Source organism: Blastococcus sp. DSM 46786 (genome assembly GCF_900109665.1).
Taxonomy (GTDB): Bacteria; Actinomycetota; Actinomycetes; order Mycobacteriales; family Geodermatophilaceae; genus Blastococcus; species Blastococcus carthaginiensis.
The window spans coordinates 76499-91608 of the sequence record NZ_FOAO01000014.1; the positions used below are offsets into that span (position 1 = coordinate 76499).

The 15110-nt window shown below is 72.8% G+C and carries 14 protein-coding genes and 1 tRNA gene; 4 read left to right on the forward strand and 11 right to left on the reverse strand.

The annotated features are described in order from the left end of the window. Positions 1-3: 3 nt before the first annotated feature. Both BMW62_RS13970 and BMW62_RS13975 read right to left on the reverse strand, forming a co-directional pair. Positions 4-1218: an acetyl-CoA C-acetyltransferase gene (locus BMW62_RS13970; protein ID WP_091931532.1), complete on the reverse strand. Its 1215-nt coding sequence runs from the start codon at positions 1216-1218 to the stop codon at positions 4-6. Positions 1219-1250: 32 nt separating this feature from the next. Then, positions 1251-2450 (reverse strand): acyl-CoA dehydrogenase family protein, encoded by a 1200-nt coding sequence (locus BMW62_RS13975; RefSeq protein WP_211435122.1) that lies wholly within the window; start codon positions 2448-2450, stop codon positions 1251-1253. Positions 2451-2520: 70 nt separating this feature from the next. Here BMW62_RS13975 and BMW62_RS13980 point away from each other — a divergent pair, with 70 nt between their 5' ends. Further along, positions 2521-4311 carry an AMP-dependent synthetase/ligase gene (locus BMW62_RS13980; RefSeq protein WP_091931534.1) on the forward strand — a complete coding sequence of 597 codons (1791 nt, stop codon included), beginning with the start codon at positions 2521-2523 and terminating at the stop codon, positions 4309-4311. A gap of 176 nt (positions 4312-4487) precedes the next feature. Beyond that, positions 4488-4730, forward strand: a complete 243-nt coding sequence (locus BMW62_RS13985) for a hypothetical protein (RefSeq protein WP_091931537.1) — start codon at positions 4488-4490, stop codon at positions 4728-4730. 72 nt (positions 4731-4802) lie between these two features. On the opposite strand, the gene BMW62_RS13990 is transcribed toward BMW62_RS13985, so the two are convergent. From BMW62_RS13990 to BMW62_RS14005, 4 genes are all read right to left on the reverse strand, one after another. Continuing rightward, positions 4803-4991: a MoaD/ThiS family protein gene (locus BMW62_RS13990; protein ID WP_244524040.1), complete on the reverse strand. Its 189-nt coding sequence runs from the start codon at positions 4989-4991 to the stop codon at positions 4803-4805. A 108-nt stretch (positions 4992-5099) separates the two neighbouring features. After that, the gene (locus tag BMW62_RS13995) at positions 5100-6179 is read right to left on the reverse strand and encodes a sialidase family protein (RefSeq protein ID WP_091931540.1); all 1080 of its coding nucleotides are present in this window, start codon (positions 6177-6179) and stop codon (positions 5100-5102) included. A gap of 69 nt (positions 6180-6248) precedes the next feature. Next, entirely contained in the window at positions 6249-6650 is a 402-nt protein-coding gene (locus BMW62_RS14000; protein WP_091931543.1) for a hypothetical protein, read from the reverse strand. Positions 6651-6715: 65 nt separating this feature from the next. Then, complete coding sequence (locus BMW62_RS14005) at positions 6716-7903, reverse strand: L,D-transpeptidase (protein ID WP_244524041.1); 1188 nt, start codon at positions 7901-7903, stop codon at positions 6716-6718. A gap of 210 nt (positions 7904-8113) precedes the next feature. Between BMW62_RS14005 and BMW62_RS14010 the strand changes: the two genes are divergently transcribed. Together BMW62_RS14010 and BMW62_RS14015 are read left to right on the forward strand one after the other, a co-directional pair. Further along, a tRNA-Lys gene (locus BMW62_RS14010) sits at positions 8114-8189 on the forward strand. A 199-nt stretch (positions 8190-8388) separates the two neighbouring features. Further along, on the forward strand, positions 8389-9546 hold the full coding sequence (locus tag BMW62_RS14015) for an MFS transporter (RefSeq protein ID WP_091931548.1): 1158 nt from the start codon (positions 8389-8391) through the stop codon (positions 9544-9546). A 64-nt stretch (positions 9547-9610) separates the two neighbouring features. Here the strand turns inward: BMW62_RS14015 and BMW62_RS14020 are convergent, their stop codons facing one another. From BMW62_RS14020 to BMW62_RS14040, 5 genes are read right to left on the reverse strand one after another with little or no spacing between them, the layout of a single operon-like run. Then, complete coding sequence (locus tag BMW62_RS14020) at positions 9611-10864, reverse strand: ABC transporter substrate-binding protein (RefSeq protein ID WP_091931550.1); 1254 nt, start codon at positions 10862-10864, stop codon at positions 9611-9613. A gap of 29 nt (positions 10865-10893) precedes the next feature. Further along, on the reverse strand, positions 10894-12102 hold the full coding sequence (locus BMW62_RS14025) for a branched-chain amino acid ABC transporter permease (protein WP_091931553.1): 1209 nt from the start codon (positions 12100-12102) through the stop codon (positions 10894-10896). After that, positions 12095-12985, reverse strand: a complete 891-nt coding sequence (locus tag BMW62_RS14030) for a branched-chain amino acid ABC transporter permease (RefSeq protein ID WP_091931556.1) — start codon at positions 12983-12985, stop codon at positions 12095-12097. The genes BMW62_RS14025 and BMW62_RS14030 overlap by 8 nt, the downstream gene beginning before the upstream one ends. Next, positions 12982-13947 (reverse strand): ABC transporter ATP-binding protein, encoded by a 966-nt coding sequence (locus tag BMW62_RS14035; protein ID WP_091931705.1) that lies wholly within the window; start codon positions 13945-13947, stop codon positions 12982-12984. The genes BMW62_RS14030 and BMW62_RS14035 overlap by 4 nt, the downstream gene beginning before the upstream one ends. Continuing rightward, a complete protein-coding gene (locus BMW62_RS14040) occupies positions 13944-14732 on the reverse strand; it encodes an ABC transporter ATP-binding protein (protein WP_091931702.1) in 789 nt (262 codons plus the stop codon). The genes BMW62_RS14035 and BMW62_RS14040 overlap by 4 nt, the downstream gene beginning before the upstream one ends. Positions 14733-15110 lie beyond the last annotated feature (378 nt).

Genomic DNA, 15110 nt, shown 5'->3' on the forward strand with positions numbered 1-15110 from the left:
TCCTCAGACTCGCTCGACGACGGTGGCGATGCCCATGCCGCCGCCGACGCACAGGGTGGCCAGGCCGTAGCGCAGGTCGCGCCGCTCGAGCTCGTCGACGAGCGAGCCCAGGATCATCGCGCCGGTGGCGCCCAGCGGGTGCCCCATGGAGATGGCGCCGCCGTTGACGTTGACCTGCTCGTGGTCGAAGCCGGTGTCGGCCATGAACCGCAGGACGACGGCGGCGAACGCCTCGTTCATCTCGACCAGGTCGATGTCGTCGACGGTCAGCCGGGCCTTGGCCAGCGCCTTGTGCGTGGCCGGCGCCGGGCCGGTCAGCATGATCACCGGGTCGGAGCCGGAGACGGCGGTGCTCACGATGCGGGCGCGCGGGGTGAGCCCGTTGCGGGTGCCCGCCTCCTCGGTGCCGACGACGACCAGCGCGGCGCCGTCGACGATGCCGGACGAGTTGCCGGCGGTGTGCACGTGGTCGATCCGCTCGACCCAGTGGTACTTGTTCAAGGCGACGGCGTCGAAGCCACCCATGTCGCCGATGCCGGCGAACGCCGAGGGCAGCGCGGCCAGCGACTCGACGGTGGTGCCGGGACGGACGAGCTCGTCGGCGTCGAGGACGACGGTGCCGTTCCGGTCCGTCACCGGGACGACGGAGCGCTCGAAGTACCCGTTGGACCACGCCTTGGCGGCGCGTGCGTGCGACTCGGCGGCGTACGCGTCGACGTCCTCCCGGCTCCAGCCGGCCAGGGTGGCGATGAGGTCGGCGCCGATGCCCTGGGGCACGAAGCCGGTGCGGGCGGCGGTCTCGGGGTCCATCGGCCAGGCGCCGCCGTCGGAACCCATCGGCACGCGGGACATCGACTCCACGCCGCCGGCGAGCACCAGGTCCTCGAAGCCGGAGCGGACCTTCTGCGCAGCGAGGTTGACCGCCTCGAGGCCGCTGGCGCAGAACCGGTTGATCTGCACGCCGGCCACCGTGTCGGGCAGCCCCGCCGCCAGCGCGGCGGTGCGCGCGATGACCGCGCCCTGCTCGCCGACCGGGGAGACGACGCCGAGGACGACGTCGTCGACCAGCGACGGGTCCAGCCCGGGATTCCGACGTCGGACCTCGTCGATCAGGCCGGTGGTCAGGCTGATCGGCTTCACCGAGTGCAGCCCACCGGTCTTCTTGCCCTTGCCGCGCGGGGTGCGCACGGCGTCGTAGATGAACGCCTCGGCGGTCATGCGTGGTCCTCTCGTCTCGCTTCGGATGGGGGTCAGACGCCGAGGGAGCGGCCGACGATCTCCTTCATGATCTCGGTCGTCCCGCCGTAGATGGTCTGGATGCGCGAGTCGAGGAAGGCCTTCGCGACCGGGTACTCGAGCATGTAGCCGTAGCCGCCGTGCAGCTGGAGGCACCGGTCGACGACCCGCTTCTGCAGCTCCGTCGTCCACCACTTGGCCATCGCCGCGTCCTCGACGGTGAACCGGCCGGCGTTGTGCTCGAGGATCGCCTTCTCGAGGTAGGTCTCGGCGATCGACACCTCGGTGTGCATCTCGGCGAGCTCGAACCGGGTGTTCTGGAAGCTGCCGATCGGCTTGCCGAAGGCGGTGCGCTCCTTGCAGTACCGGACGGTCAGGTCGAGCACGATGCGGGCCGAGGCGACGGCGCCCGCGGCGATGGAGAGCCGTTCCTGCGGCAGGTTCTCCATGAGGTGGAAGAAGCCGTGGCCCTCGGTGCCGAGCAGGTTGGCCGCAGGGACCCGCACGTCCTCGAAGAAGAGCTCGGCGGTGTCCTGCGCCTTGAGGCCGATCTTGTCGAGGTTGCGCCCGCGCTCGAACCCCGGCATGCCGCGCTCGACGACGAGCAGGGAGAAGCCGCGGGCGCCGGCCTCGGGGTCGGTGCGGGCGACGACGATGACAAGGTCGGCGTTGATGCCGTTGGTGATGAAGGTCTTGGACCCGTTGAGCACCCACTCCTCGCCGTCCCGGCGGGCCGTGGTGCGCAGGCCCTGCAGGTCCGACCCCGCGCCCGGCTCGGTCATGGCGATCGCGGTGATGATCTCTCCGCTGACCAGCCCGGGCAGCCAGCGCCGCTTCTGCTCGTCGGTGGTGAGCCCGATCAGGTAGGGGGCGACGACGTCGTTCTGCAGGGTGAAGCCCAGGCCGCTGGCCCCGGCGCGGCTGACCTCGGCGGAGAGGACCGCGTTGTAGCGGAAGTCCTTGACCCCGCCGCCGCCGTACTCCTCGGGGACGTCCATGCCCAGCAGACCCTGCTCCCCGGCCCGCAGCCAGACGGCGCGGTCGACGACGCCGGCCTTCTCCCACTCGTCGTGGTGGGGGATCACCTCCTTGGCCAGGAAGTCCCGCAGCATCGCGCGGAACGACTCGTGCTCGGCCTCGTAGAGAGCTGACTGCACACCGACCTCCGGGAAGTCCTGGATCTCCGGCGGTCCCCGCGCCGGGAACCCGAACATACAGACCGCTCGTTCTGTATCTTCGCGAGCCACGTCACAACGCCGTGCCGTCACCCCGAGGAGCCCACCCGTGCAGGAGTACTCCAGCCCCACCGCTTTCGAGGTCCCGTCCACCGCCGCGCTGCCCGACGCGGTGACCACCCACGCCCGCGAGAACCCCGACCGGGTGGCGCTGAGCCGCAACGTCGGCGGCAGCTGGGTACCGGTCACCAGCCGCGAGTTCGCCGAGCAGGTCGCAGCGCTCGCCCGCGGCATGATCGCGGCCGGGGTCGGACCGGGCGACCGGGTCGGGATCCTCGGCCGGACGAGCTACGAGTGGACGCTGGCCGACTACGCCGTCTGGACCGCCGGCGGCGTCGGCGTCCCCATCTACGAGACCTCCTCGGCCGAGCAGGCGCAGTGGATCCTGTCGGACTCCGGCGCGGTCGCCGTCGTCGTCGAGACCGCCGCGCACCGGGCGCTGGTGGAGTCGGTGCGGGCCGACCTGCCCGACCTGCGCGAGGTCTGGGCGATCGAGGCCGGCGACCTCGACGCCGTGGCCGCGCGGGCCGGCGAGGTGCCGGAGGAGGTGCTGGCCGAGCGCCGGGCGGCGCTGTCCACCGACACCCTCGCCACGATCATCTACACGTCGGGGACGACCGGGCGCCCCAAGGGCTGCGAGCTCACCCACGGCAACCTGCTCTACGTCGCCGAGCTCGCCCCCAGGGTGATCCCGGCGATGGTGGCCGAGGGCGCGAGTTCGCTGCTCTTCCTGCCGCTGGCGCACGTCTTCGCCCGGATCATCGAGGTCGGCTGCATCCAGAACGGCGCCCGGCTCGGCCACACCGCCGACCTCGCCTCGCTGCTGGCCGACCTCGGCACCTTCCGGCCGACCTTCCTCGTCGCCGTCCCACGCGTCTTCGAGAAGGTCTACAACGGCGCCCGGCAGAAGGCGCACGCCGGCGGCAAGGGTGCGATCTTCGATCGCGCCGAGCGGGTCGCCGTCGCCTGGTCGAAGGGGCAGGACACCGGCGGCCCGTCGCTCGGGGTGGCGCTGCAGCACGCGCTGTTCGACCGGCTGGTCTACGGCAAGCTGCGGGCGGCGATGGGCGGTCAGGTGGAGTACGCGCTCTCCGGCGGCGCCCCGCTCGGCGAGCGCCTGGGCCACTTCTTCCGCGGCATCGGCGTCACCATCCTCGAGGGCTACGGCCTCACCGAGACCGCCGGGCCGAGCACCGTCAGCGGCCCGGATGCGTTGAAGGTGGGCACCGTGGGCCGCCCCGCTCCCGGCTCGGCGGTGCGCATCGACGAGCACGGCGAGATCCTCGTGCGCGGGCCCCAGGTGTTCCGCGGCTACTGGCACAACTCGGAGGCGACCGCCGAGGCGATGCGCGACGGCTGGTTCCGCACCGGTGACATCGGGGTGCTCGACGACGAGGGCTACGTGACGATCACCGGCCGGATCAAGGAGCTGATCGTGACCTCGGCCGGGAAGAACGTCTCCCCCGCGGTGCTCGAGGACAGGATCCGCGCCCACCCGCTGGTCAGCCAGTGCATCGTCGTCGGCGACAACCGGCCGTTCATCGGCGCGCTGATCACCCTGGACGCGGAGGCGCTGCCCGGGTGGCTGGAGGCCAAGGGGCGCCCGGCCGGCACCCCGCTGGCCGAACTGGTCGACGACCCGGAGGTCCTCGCCGAGCTCCAGGCGGCGGTGGACGCGGCGAACAGGCAGGTGTCGAAGGCCGAGTCGATCCGCTCCTTCGCCGTCCTGCCGGTCGAGTGGACGGTGGAGGGCGGGCAGCTGACCCCCTCACTGAAGCTCAAGCGCTCGGTGGTCATGAAGGAGTTCGCCGCCGAGGTGGAGAAGATCTACGCCTCCTGAACGTCGCTCCCCGCGTGCCTCCGGCCCCCTGCGGGCCGGGGGCACGCGGGCGTCCGGGGGGCCGTCGCGGCCGTTCGCATCCCGATTCCGGAACGGGTGGGACCGGTGTGACGGGTGCGGCCGACACGTGCCCGGCGGTGGTGGCGCAACCGGCGGCGGGCTCGGACTCTGGGCGCATGACGAGCGTCTACGCGTACGGCACGGCACACGCGGTCGTCATGGTCGGCTCCTTCGGCGCCGAGGGCCTCACCCCGCGCCAGATCGGCCCGGCGCACGCGACGATCGGCCGGGTGAACGGTCAGAGCCGCAAGGCGCTCTGCGGCGCCTACGTCTCCATCGACGAGCAGCTGCCCTGGCCGCCGGAGGGCTACGACGAAGCCCAGCTCTGCCCGAACTGCGCCACCCTCGCGGCCCTCTGACCCCCTCAGGGCATAGGAAGCTTTACCTGCGGGTTCGGCCACCAAGACGCAGGTAAAGCTTCCTATGCCCCCTCAGCTGCCGCCGGCGACCGACGGCAGCACCTGCACCACCGCGCCGTCGCGAACCGCCGTCGCCAGACCGCCCTGCCAGCGCACGTCCTCCCCGTCGACGTAGACGTTGACGAAGCGCCGCACCGCGCCCGCCTCGTCCCGGATGCGCCGGCCGAGCACCGGGTGCCGGGCGGCCACCGCGTCGAGCACCGCACCCAGCGTGGCGCCGTCCGCATCGACCTGCAGGTGCCGCGCCCCCCCCGGCGAGGTCGGCCAGCGACCCGGGCAGCACCACCTCGACGCGCATGCCGTCCCCCGTCACGGCAGCCGGGCCGCCCGCACGACGAGCACGTCGGGCAGGTGCTCGGCCACCAGGGTGAAGGTCTCCCCCTCGTCGGCGCTGGCGTAGACGCAGCCGTCGCGGGTGCCGACGTACAGACCGGTGGTCTCGTGGTCGTCGGTGCAGAACGCGTCGCGCAGCACCGCGGTCCAGGCGCCGTCGGGAAGCCCCGCGCCGACCTCGGTCCAGCTGCCGCCGGCGTCTTGGGTGCGGTGCACGCGGAGCCGGCCGTCCGGCGGCACGCGCTGCACGTCGGCGACCAGCGGGACGACCCACGCGGTGCCGGGCACGGTGGGCGAGGCGGCGATCGGGAAGCCGAAGTCGGCCGGCAGCCCGTCGGCGATCGACGTCCACGACCCGCCGCCGTCGTCGGTGCGGAAGACGCCGAAGTGGTTCTGCGCGTACATCCGGGCGGTGTCACCGGCATCCACGGCGACCTTGTGCACGCACTGCCCGTACTCCGGTGGCTCGGGCAGGAAGACGGCGCTGATCCCCCGGTTGTGCGGCGTCCACCCGGTGGCCCCGTCGTCGCTGACGTAGACCCCGCCGGTGCTCATCGCGACGGTCACCCGGTCGGAGGCCGGGTCGGGCAGCACGGTGTGCACCGCGCCGCCACCGGCCCCGGGCTCCCAGGTGGGCCGGTGCGGGTGGTCCCACAGCCCGCGCACCAGCGTGAAGCTGCACCCGCCGTCGGTGCTGCGCCAGAGGGACTGCGGCTCGCAGCCGGCCCAGACCAGGTCGGGGCGGTCGGCGGAGTCGGGCCGCAGCTGCCACACCCGGCCGAGCGCGGCGCCGGTGCCCTCCGGGAAGCGGATGGCCCCGTGGTCGGTCTCCTCCCAGCTGCGGCCCAGGTCGTCCGACCACGTGACCGACGGCCCCCAGTGCCCGTACTGGACCCCCGCCAGCACCCGCGGCGTCGGGCGCCGGGTGTCCACCGAGACAGCCGCCACCTCCTGGGCCAGCAGGTGCGGCCCCTCCAGGGACCACGTGCGGCGGTCGTCGTCACTGCGGGCCAGCCACAGCCCCTTGCGCGTCCCGATGGCCAGCAGATCGGTCATGGCACCCCTCCGGTTCGACGGTCCTCGCGATGGGGACCGCCGCGGGGGCGGGAACTGAGCGGTGACGCCTCAGATCCGCGTGGCGCCGCCCTCGGGGTGCGGCTGCCGGCCGTCGGAGGAGACGTCGGGGGCCAGGCGCTGCGCCTCCGCGCGCAGCTGCTCGGCGGCGGTGCGGTCCTCGTCGGCGCGGGCGGCGCGCTGGCGGGCCTCCTGCTCGGCGAGCGCGGCGCGCTCCTGCACCTCGGCGAGCTCCCGGCGGGCGCGGGCCGCCTGCTCCTCGGCGAGCGCCTGCTCCTTCTCGGCGCGGGCGCCGCGGATCTCGGCCTCGCGCAGGTGGTCGCGGGCCTCCTCACGCTGCTGCGCCCGCTTGCGGGCCCCCGTGGTCCGCGAGCGCCTGGTCAGCGCGAACGCCACCAACGCCAGCAGCACCAGCGCCACCACGATCAGCACGACGATCAACCACGGCTCCACGACGGACCCCCTCCTCGGATGCGTCGTCGTGGTGCCCCCCGGGGGTGCCCGGGAAACGCCCTGTCCTACGCCAGCGCGCTGCCGGCGACCCACTCCTCCCACGGGATCGCCCAGTCGTAGATGGCCCCGTCGGCGGCCGAGAGCGTCGGGCCGATCGAGTTCACGATCTCCACGACGTCGCCGGGCTGCGAGAAGTCGAAGAACCAGGCGGCGCGCTCGGTCGAGAGGTTGATGCAGCCGTGCGAGACGTTCTCACTCCCCTGCTGCGCCACCGACCAGGGCGCAGCATGCACGAACTCGCCGTTGTCGTTGAGCCGGACCGCGTACTCCACCGGCGTGCGGTAGCCGTCCGGGCTGTCCACCGGCGTGCCGTAGGTGCTGGAGTCCATGACCCGGTTCCGGTTCAGCTCGGTGACCACGTGCGGGCCGTTGCGGCTCGGGAACTCGGGGCCGCCGGCGCTCATCGGGAAGGTCTGCACCAGCTCGTCGCCGTCGTAGACGCGCATGGTGTGGGCGGCGGCGTCGGCCACGGAGACGTGCCGCTCGCCGATGGAGAAGGAGATCGAGCGGTCCTTCTCCCCCCACACGCCGTCGCCGAAGTCGACGCCGTAGAGGTTCGCGTCCAGGGTGACGTCGGTGTCCGCGGGCCAGTACGTGGACGGGCGGAAGTGCACCTCGGTGTCGCTGAACCAGCTCCAGACGCCGTCGGTGGGCGTCGAGCTCGTGACCACGAGGTTGCGCTCGACCGCGGCCTTGTCCACCACCGGCTCGGAGAAGTAGACGCGGATCGGCATCCCGACACCCACCGTCTGGCCGTCGAGCGGGCCGATGCCCGGGGTCACCACCGACACCGGGTCCACGGTCGTGAAGGACGACGTCGCCGTCGTCGGCTCCGCCGCGTCGCCCGAGGCGGTCGCGGTCACCGTGTAGCCGGTGTCGTAGGCCAGCGGCGTCTCCGGTGCCCAGAGCGCCGTGCCGTCGTCGTCCGCGTCGTCCTCGACCGCACCGGCGACCGGAGCTCCGCCCGCATCGGTGACGGTGACCCCGTCGAGTTCGCCGCCGGTCACCGAGATCTCCAGCGGGACCACGGGCGAGACGTCCACCGCCCCGTCGGCGACCGCCAGCTCGATCGTCGCCGGCTCGATCGTCGCCGCCTCGGCCGTGGGCCCGCCCGCCTCCTCGGCATCCGACCCGTTGCAGCCGGCCAGCAGCACCAGCGCCCCGGTCGCGATCATCGTGGCTGTGCGTCGCACCTCGTCCGACTCCCTCCCCCACCCCGCCCGGATCCGGGCGGGAGCACTCGTCCCAGTGTCCACGGCGGGACGACAGCCGGGGGTGGGATGCGCCACGGGCACGCCGTGGCGCGCGGTCGCCGGGACGTGGCGGAGAGCACCCGCCCCCGGCGACGGGCAGGGGGTGGTCGCTGGTATGGTTCTCTCTCGTGCCCGGCCGCCGGGTGCACCGCGCCATTAGCTCAATTGGCAGAGCAGCTGACTCTTAATCAGCGGGTTCGGGGTTCGAGTCCCTGATGGCGCACCACGCAGGACACCGAGCAGCGGCGATGCCTCCCGGCGTCGCCGCTGACTGCTTTCCCGGTCCTGCGATCTCTTCTTCCGCCCCGAGCATCCCGGCAGCACGGCGGGCGTCGACGCCCCTGATCCACCGAGGTCGGGGGTCGAGTCCCCGACCCGCCCGTGACAACAGCGGGCCGGACGCGGCGGCACCGTAGGGTGCGCCGGTGACCTGGAAGCGCGCCGTGTTCGCGCTGTTCGCCGTCGCGGCGGGCACCAACGTCCCCACCCCGCTGCTGCTGGTCTACCAAGAACGTCTGGACCTGTCCGCCGAGGTCCTCACGGCGCTGTTCGGCTGCTACGCGGCCGGGCTGGTGCCGGCCCTCATGCTCGCCGGCCCGCTGTCGGACCGGCTGGGCCGCCGGCGGGTGGCGATCCCGGGCATCGTCCTGTCGGGCCTGGCGTCACTCGCCTTCGCCGCGGCCGGGGGCTCCCTGCTCCTGCTGTTCGCCGCCCGCTTCGCGCAGGGCGTGGTCAGCGGGATCGTCTTCAGCGTCGGCAGCGCCTGGGTCGGCGAGCTGTCGAAGGCCTCCGGGGAGGGGGCCGGGGGGCGGCGCGCCGCCGTCGCCATGACCGCCGGCTTCTCGCTCGGGCCGCTGACCAGCGGCCTGCTCGGCCAGTACGCCCCGGCGCCCACCGTGCTGCCCTACCTCGTGCACACCGTGCTCGTCGCGGTGGGGCTGGCGTTCGCGGTGCGGTTGCCCGAGACGGTCGACCTGTCCCCCGGCCGGCGCGGCGGCACGGAGGCGACGCCGGCCGCGCCGCTGGTCCGCCCCGGCGACGGCCTGCTCGTGCTGAGCGTGCTGGCCCCGGTGGCCGTCTGCGTCTACGCGTTCCCGTCGACGATCATCAGCGCCGTCCCGTTGCTGGTGGAGCTGCCCTACGGCGGGGTCGCGGTCACCGGCGTGCTGGCCGGGGTGACGCTCGGCGCCGGCACCGTGGTCGCCGGCCTGCAGCGCCGCCTGGGCTCGTGGACGGCCGTCGTCGGGACCGGGGCGGGAACGGTCGGGTTCGGGTGCGCCGCCGCGTTCGCGTCGACCGGGGCGCTGCCCTGGCTGGTCCTCGCCGCCCCGCTGCTCGGCGCGGGCGGCGGCCTCTGCCTGGCGGCCGGGCTGACGCTGACCGCCCGGTTGGCCGCCCCGTCCCGGTTGGGCGCGCTGACCTCGCTGTTCCTCTCCTTCGCCTACCTCGGCTTCGCCGCACCGTTCGCGATGGCCGTGGCGGCCGGGGCGACGACGGCGACCCTGCCCCTGGCCGCGGCCGCCGCGCTCGCCGCGATGCTCGCCCTCCGGCTGGTGCCGGTCGCCCGCGCCGGGCAGCTGTAGGCGGACGCGACGGCGCCCCCTCCCCGGGTGGGCGGGGAGGGGGCGCGGTCAGCAGGGGCTGCGGTCAGTCGGCGGGCGCGAGGTCAGCGGCGAACTCACCCTCGAACGCGTCGGCCGCGACGGTGGCACCGCCGGGCACGTCCGCGGGACGGAGGACGAAGGACTGCAGGCTCGGGGATTCGCCCTGCTGGAAGCTCTCGATCGGGACGAGGACGCCACCGGTGTCCACCGACTCGAGCTCGTTGAAGGCTTCCAGCACGCCGGCGCGGGTCAGGTCGCCGTTCTCGCACGCCTGGTCGAGGACCGTGTCCATGACCGCCGACATACCGTAACCGACGAGGACGCCGAGGCTGGGCGCGGAGCCGGGATAGGCCGCCTCGTAGGCCTCCAGGAGCTCAGGGTTCGCGTCGAACGACGAGACCGGCGAGGCGACGTACAGGTCGTCCTTGAGCTTCTGGGCGGCAGCGCCCTGGAGCAGGCCCGGCGCGAAGACCGGGTTGCTGCCCAGGAGGGGCACGTCGAGGCCCTGGGCCTGCGCTGCCGCGGCGACCGACGCGGTCTGGGTCGGGGCCACGGTCAGGGCGATCGCGTTCACCCCTTCGGCGGCGAACTGGCTGACGATCGCGCTCATGTCCTGCTCCTGCGGGGTGATCTCCCGCTCGATCAGGGTGAGGCCCCTCGCCTCGGCGACGGCCTGGCTGCCCTCCAGGCCGTTGGCCCCGTACTCGCCCTCGAAGTAGATGTGGCCGACCGTGTCGCCCTCGGCGAGCAGCCCCTGGTCGAACGCGTAGTCGTAGAGGTTGGAGATCTCCACGTCGTACGTCGCGCCGGGGACCCCGGTGCCGGGGATCAGGGTCAGCGTCTCCGACCAGGCCGACGGGTAGCTGTTCATCTCGTCGGCTTCCAGCTCGGGAGCCAGGGCGGTGTTGATCGGCGACCCGAGCAGCTGCTGCATCGCCAGGATCTCGGGCTCCATCGAGCTGTACAGCTGGACGGCCCGCTGCACGTTGTAGCCGGCGTCCTGGACGTTGAGCTCGACGTTGTACTGGCCGCAGACGTCGTTCTCCATCCAGTACAGCTCGTTGGCGTTCGTGATGTCCCGGCCCAGAGCGGCGAAGACGCCGGTCAGGTCGGTGAGTGCACCGAGGGTGATCGTGTCCCCCTCGATGCCCACGTCGGTCTGGACCTCCCCGCCTCCCTCACCGCCCCCGGCGGCTGCGCCGTCGTCCTCGGCCCTCGTGCTGCAGCCGGCGGCGGTGGCGAACACGAGGGCGGCGGCCAGCGCCGTTGCGACTCTGGTGGTCGGTCGTGATGTCATGTCGTGCTGCTCCTTCGGGTTGGCGATTCTCACGTGGACGGGTCGGTAGCGGGGTTGCCCGGCGGGCTCGGGGGACGGGTCACCTTGCCGCCGGGACGGCGGGCGCGGCCGAACCGGGAGTTGATCCGGCGGGCGAGGCCGGCCAGTCCGGCGGGCTCGAAGATGATGACCAGGACGATCGCCAGCCCGTACAGGTAGAGCGCCGCCTCGCCCGCGGCGATCCCGCCCTGCCCGGCGTCGCTGACGAACGGGAGTGCGTCGGCGTACTGCTGGAAGAGCAGTGGCAGCGCGGTGACGAACAGCGCCCCCAGCGCCGCGCCGGCCACCGAGCCCAGCCCGCCCAACACGATCATGGCGAGGTAGGAGACCGACAGGAGCAACCCGAAGGACTCCGGCGCGATGCTCCCGATGGACAGCGCGTACAGGACCCCCGCCAGGCCCGCGTACGCGGAGCTCAGCATGAAGGCCCGGGCCTTGTAGGCCTGCACGTTCACGCCCATCACCGCCGCGGCGGTCTCGCTGTCCCGCAGGGTCTGGATGGCCCTCCCCGGCCGGCTGCGCAGCACGTTGCGGGCGAAGAGGTAGGCGCCGACGGCGATGAAGAGGCCCAGGTACCACAGCCGCTCGCTCTCGCGGAAGGGAACACCCATCACGAAGAGCTCGGGGTCGTCGTTGCCGAAGCTGAAGCCGAACAGCTGGAACTCGGGCACCGACCGGCCGTTGAAGCCGCCGGTGACCGACGTCCAGCTGTTGAACACGTGCTGACCGATGAAGACGAGCCCCAGCGAGGCGACGCCGAGGTAGATGCCGCCCAACCGCGCCGAGATGGGGCTGAACAGCAGACCGGCCAGTGCGGCGACGAGCACGCCGGCGATCATCCCGACGACCGGCGGCAACCCGAGCCCGGCCAGGTCGGTCACCCCCAGGCCCCCCTCGTCGGTGGCCGACACGTAGGTGTAGGTCACCGCGCCGACGGCGAGGAAGAAGGCGTGGGCGAGGGAGAGCTGGCCGGTGTTGCCGACCAGCAGGTTCAGCCCGATCGCCCCCACCACGGCGGCGAACACCGCGAACCCGGTCCGCAGCCAGAACTCGTCGAAGTACAGCGGGAAGACGAGCAGGAAGAGCAGCAGCGCGGCCAGCAGCAGCGGCTTGACCACCGAGCGGCGTCGCCGTGGAGGATCGGCGGGCGCGCCGACCCTGGTGGCGCCGGTGTCGGCGGTGGCGGTCGCCTCAGACACGGGTCAACTCCTTCGTGCCGAACAGACCGGAGGGCCGCACCAGCAGGACGGCGAGCATCACGACGTAGGGGATGACGCTGCCGAAGCCGCGGCCGAGGAAGAGGATCTGGTCCTGGTAACCGGCCGCCATGGCCTCGGCGACCCCGATGAGCAAGCCACCCACGAGGGCGCCGCCGGTGGAGTCCAGCCCGCCGAGGATCGCGGCCGGCAGCGCGCCGAGCGCCACGGTGTAGACCGTCGGGCTCACGCCGGGGGTCGGTGCACCGACGAGGAACAGCGCGGCCACCGCGGCGAGCACCCCGGCCACGATCCAGGCCACCGCGGAGACCCGGCCCTGCCGGATCCCCATCAGCGCGGCCGCCTCGCCGTCCTCGGCCGAGGCGCGCATCGCCACGCCCCAGCTGGAGTACTTGAAGGCGAGGAAGAACAGGCCGATGAGCCCGGCGGCCACCGCCAGGGAGATGACGCGGTTGAGGCTGAGCCCGGTGCTGCCGATCCGGATCGACTCGCCGGCCCACGGATGGGGCACGTTCAGGATGTCCGAGCCGATCCGCCGGATCATCTCGGTGAGGATGATGATGTCCACGCCGATGGTGACGATGGCGAGGCTGATCACCGCCGCGCCGCGGATCCGGTTGATGATCAGCCGCTCGATCAGCAGCGCCACGACCGCGGTGAGCGCGACACCGGCCAGCACGGCCGGCACGAACCCGATCGAGTCGCTGAACCTGGCGATGGAGTAGGCGCCCAGCAGCAGCAGCGAGCCGTGGGTGAAGCTGACCACTTCGCTGGACTTGAAGATGATCACGAAGCCGAGCGCGATCAGCGCGTAGAGGGCGCCGAGCGAGACTCCGTTGAGCAGCAGTGCTAAGAACTGGGTCACGATCTCGTCCCGGGCGTCTCGGTGGATGGTGGGGCGGCGGTGGCGCCGCTGTCGTCGGCGGCCCCGGCGGGGGCCGGGGCGGCGGAGTGGTGCGCGGTGTAGGACTCCGACGGGCTCTCCTCGTCCCCGGAACCGAGGTAGGCGCGGATGACCTCCGGGTCGTTCTGCACCTCGGCGGGGGTGCCGTCGGCGATCCGGCGGCCGAAGTCGAGCACCGTGACCCGGTCGGCCAGGGACATGACCATCCCCATGTCGTGCTCGACGAGGACGATCGAGATCCCGAGCGCCGCCCGGATCTCCCGGATTGCCCCGGCCATCCGGGCGGTCTCCTCGGCGTTCATGCCGGCGACCGGCTCGTCGAGCAGCAGCAGCCGCGGCTCGGTGCAGAGGGCCCGGGCCACCTCCACCCGCTTCTGGTCGCCGTAGGAGAGCACCCCGACCGGCGTGTGCAGCTTGTCGCCCAGGTCCAGGAACTCGGCGATCTCGTGGACCCGCTCCCCGTGCCGCTTGCCCTCCCGGGTCGCCCTCGGCAGCCGCAGCCCGGCGGCGATGAACCCGGCCTTGGTCAGGTGGTGGCGGCCCAGCATGAGGTTCTCGCCCACGGTCTGGGTGCCCGACAGGGCGATGTTCTGGAACGCCCGGGCCACGCCGACGTCGGCGATCTTGTGCGGGACCATCTGGTCGAGCCGGACGTCGCCGAAGTGGACCTGCCCCTCAGCGGCCTTGTAGACCCCCGACAGGACGTTGAACATCGTCGACTTGCCCGCACCGTTGGGCCCGATGATCGCGTGGATCGCCCCGGGGACGACGGTGAACGAGACGTCGGAGAGCGCCTTGATGGCCCCGAACCGCACGCTGACGTTCTCGACCTCCAGGGCCGGGATCTCCGGTCCGGCAGCCGTTCCGTCCGCCGCCGGCGCGGCCGCGGAAGCTCCGGCCGCGGAGGCTCCGGCCGCGGTCATGCCGTCCACCGGGACAGCGTCTTGCGGGTCACCACGGGGCTGAACTCATCGGCCTGCTCGCTCTCGTGGCCGAGGTAGAGCCGCTGCACCTCGTCGGTCCGGGAGAGCTCCTGCGCGTCGCCGGAGAGCGACACCTGCCCCACCTCCAGGACGTAGGCCAGGTCGGCGACCCCGAGCGCCATGGTCGCGTTCTGCTCGACGAGCAGGACCGACGTGCCCTGCCGGTTGATCTCGGCGATCACCTCGCCGATCTGGCCGATGATCCGCGGCGCCAGCCCCAGGGACGGCTCGTCGAGGAGGAGCACCTTCGGGCTGGCCATCAGTGCGCGGCCGATGGCGAGCATCTGCTGCTCACCACCGGAGAGCAGGCCTGCCCTCTGCGTGCGGCGCTCCTGGAGCACGGGGAACATGTCGTAGACACGGTCCTGGGCCTTGCCCTTGGCCGTCTTGTCCTTGTTGCCCATCCCCCCGGCCCGCAGGTTCTCCTCGACCGTGAGCCGGCCGAAGATGCGCCGCCCCTCGGGCACCTGCACGAGGCCGAGGTGGACCGCCTGGGCCGGGTCGCGGGAGCCGATGTCGGTGCCGTCGAAGGTCACGCTCCCCGAATCGATCTTCCCCCGGTGCAGCCGCAGCGTTCCGGAGATGGTGCGCAGCAGCGTCGTCTTCCCGGCGCCGTTGCTGCCGAGGACGGCCACGACCTTGCCGTCGGGTACCTCCATGGACACCCCGCGCACGGCCTGCACTGCGCCGCCGTAGGTGACGTGCAACGACTCGATGCTCAGCACGGCGAGCACCTCGTCTCCGCGCCGCCGGACGGCGCTGGACCGAGCGGGCGACGGAGGGTGGCCGGCGACGTCGCGGGGGCCGTGGTGCCGGGCCGGGCGGTGGCCGCGGGCGCTGCCGCCGGTCGCCGCCCGGCACGGCGACGACGGCGCATGCGCCCCGATCGGAGGGTGCGGCTCGTGCCGGACGCACGACCGGTGAGTGAACTGGCACACATGGGCCGTGACTCTAGGGGTAGATCAGGTGATCGAGATCACCCGAACGGTCACGGATCGGTCACCTTGCTGCCGAGCGCCCCCGGATCGTCGTCCGGTGTGCCCGGACCACACCCGCAGGCCGGGAGCCGCGTGCGGTGAGCACGTTGCGCCGGTCGGCCCGGT

Coding starts and splice junctions, on each gene's coding strand:
- BMW62_RS13970 (WP_091931532.1), bottom strand. CDS start 1,218: ATGACCGCCGAGGCGTTCATCTACGACGCCGTGCGCACCCCGCGCGGC.
- BMW62_RS13975 (WP_211435122.1), bottom strand. CDS start 2,450: ATGTTCGGGTTCCCGGCGCGGGGACCGCCGGAGATCCAGGACTTCCCG.
- BMW62_RS13985 (WP_091931537.1), top strand. CDS start 4,488: ATGACGAGCGTCTACGCGTACGGCACGGCACACGCGGTCGTCATGGTC.
- BMW62_RS13995 (WP_091931540.1), bottom strand. CDS start 6,179: ATGACCGATCTGCTGGCCATCGGGACGCGCAAGGGGCTGTGGCTGGCC.
- BMW62_RS14020 (WP_091931550.1), bottom strand. CDS start 10,864: ATGACATCACGACCGACCACCAGAGTCGCAACGGCGCTGGCCGCCGCC.
- BMW62_RS14035 (WP_091931705.1), bottom strand. CDS start 13,947: ATGACCGCGGCCGGAGCCTCCGCGGCCGGAGCTTCCGCGGCCGCGCCG.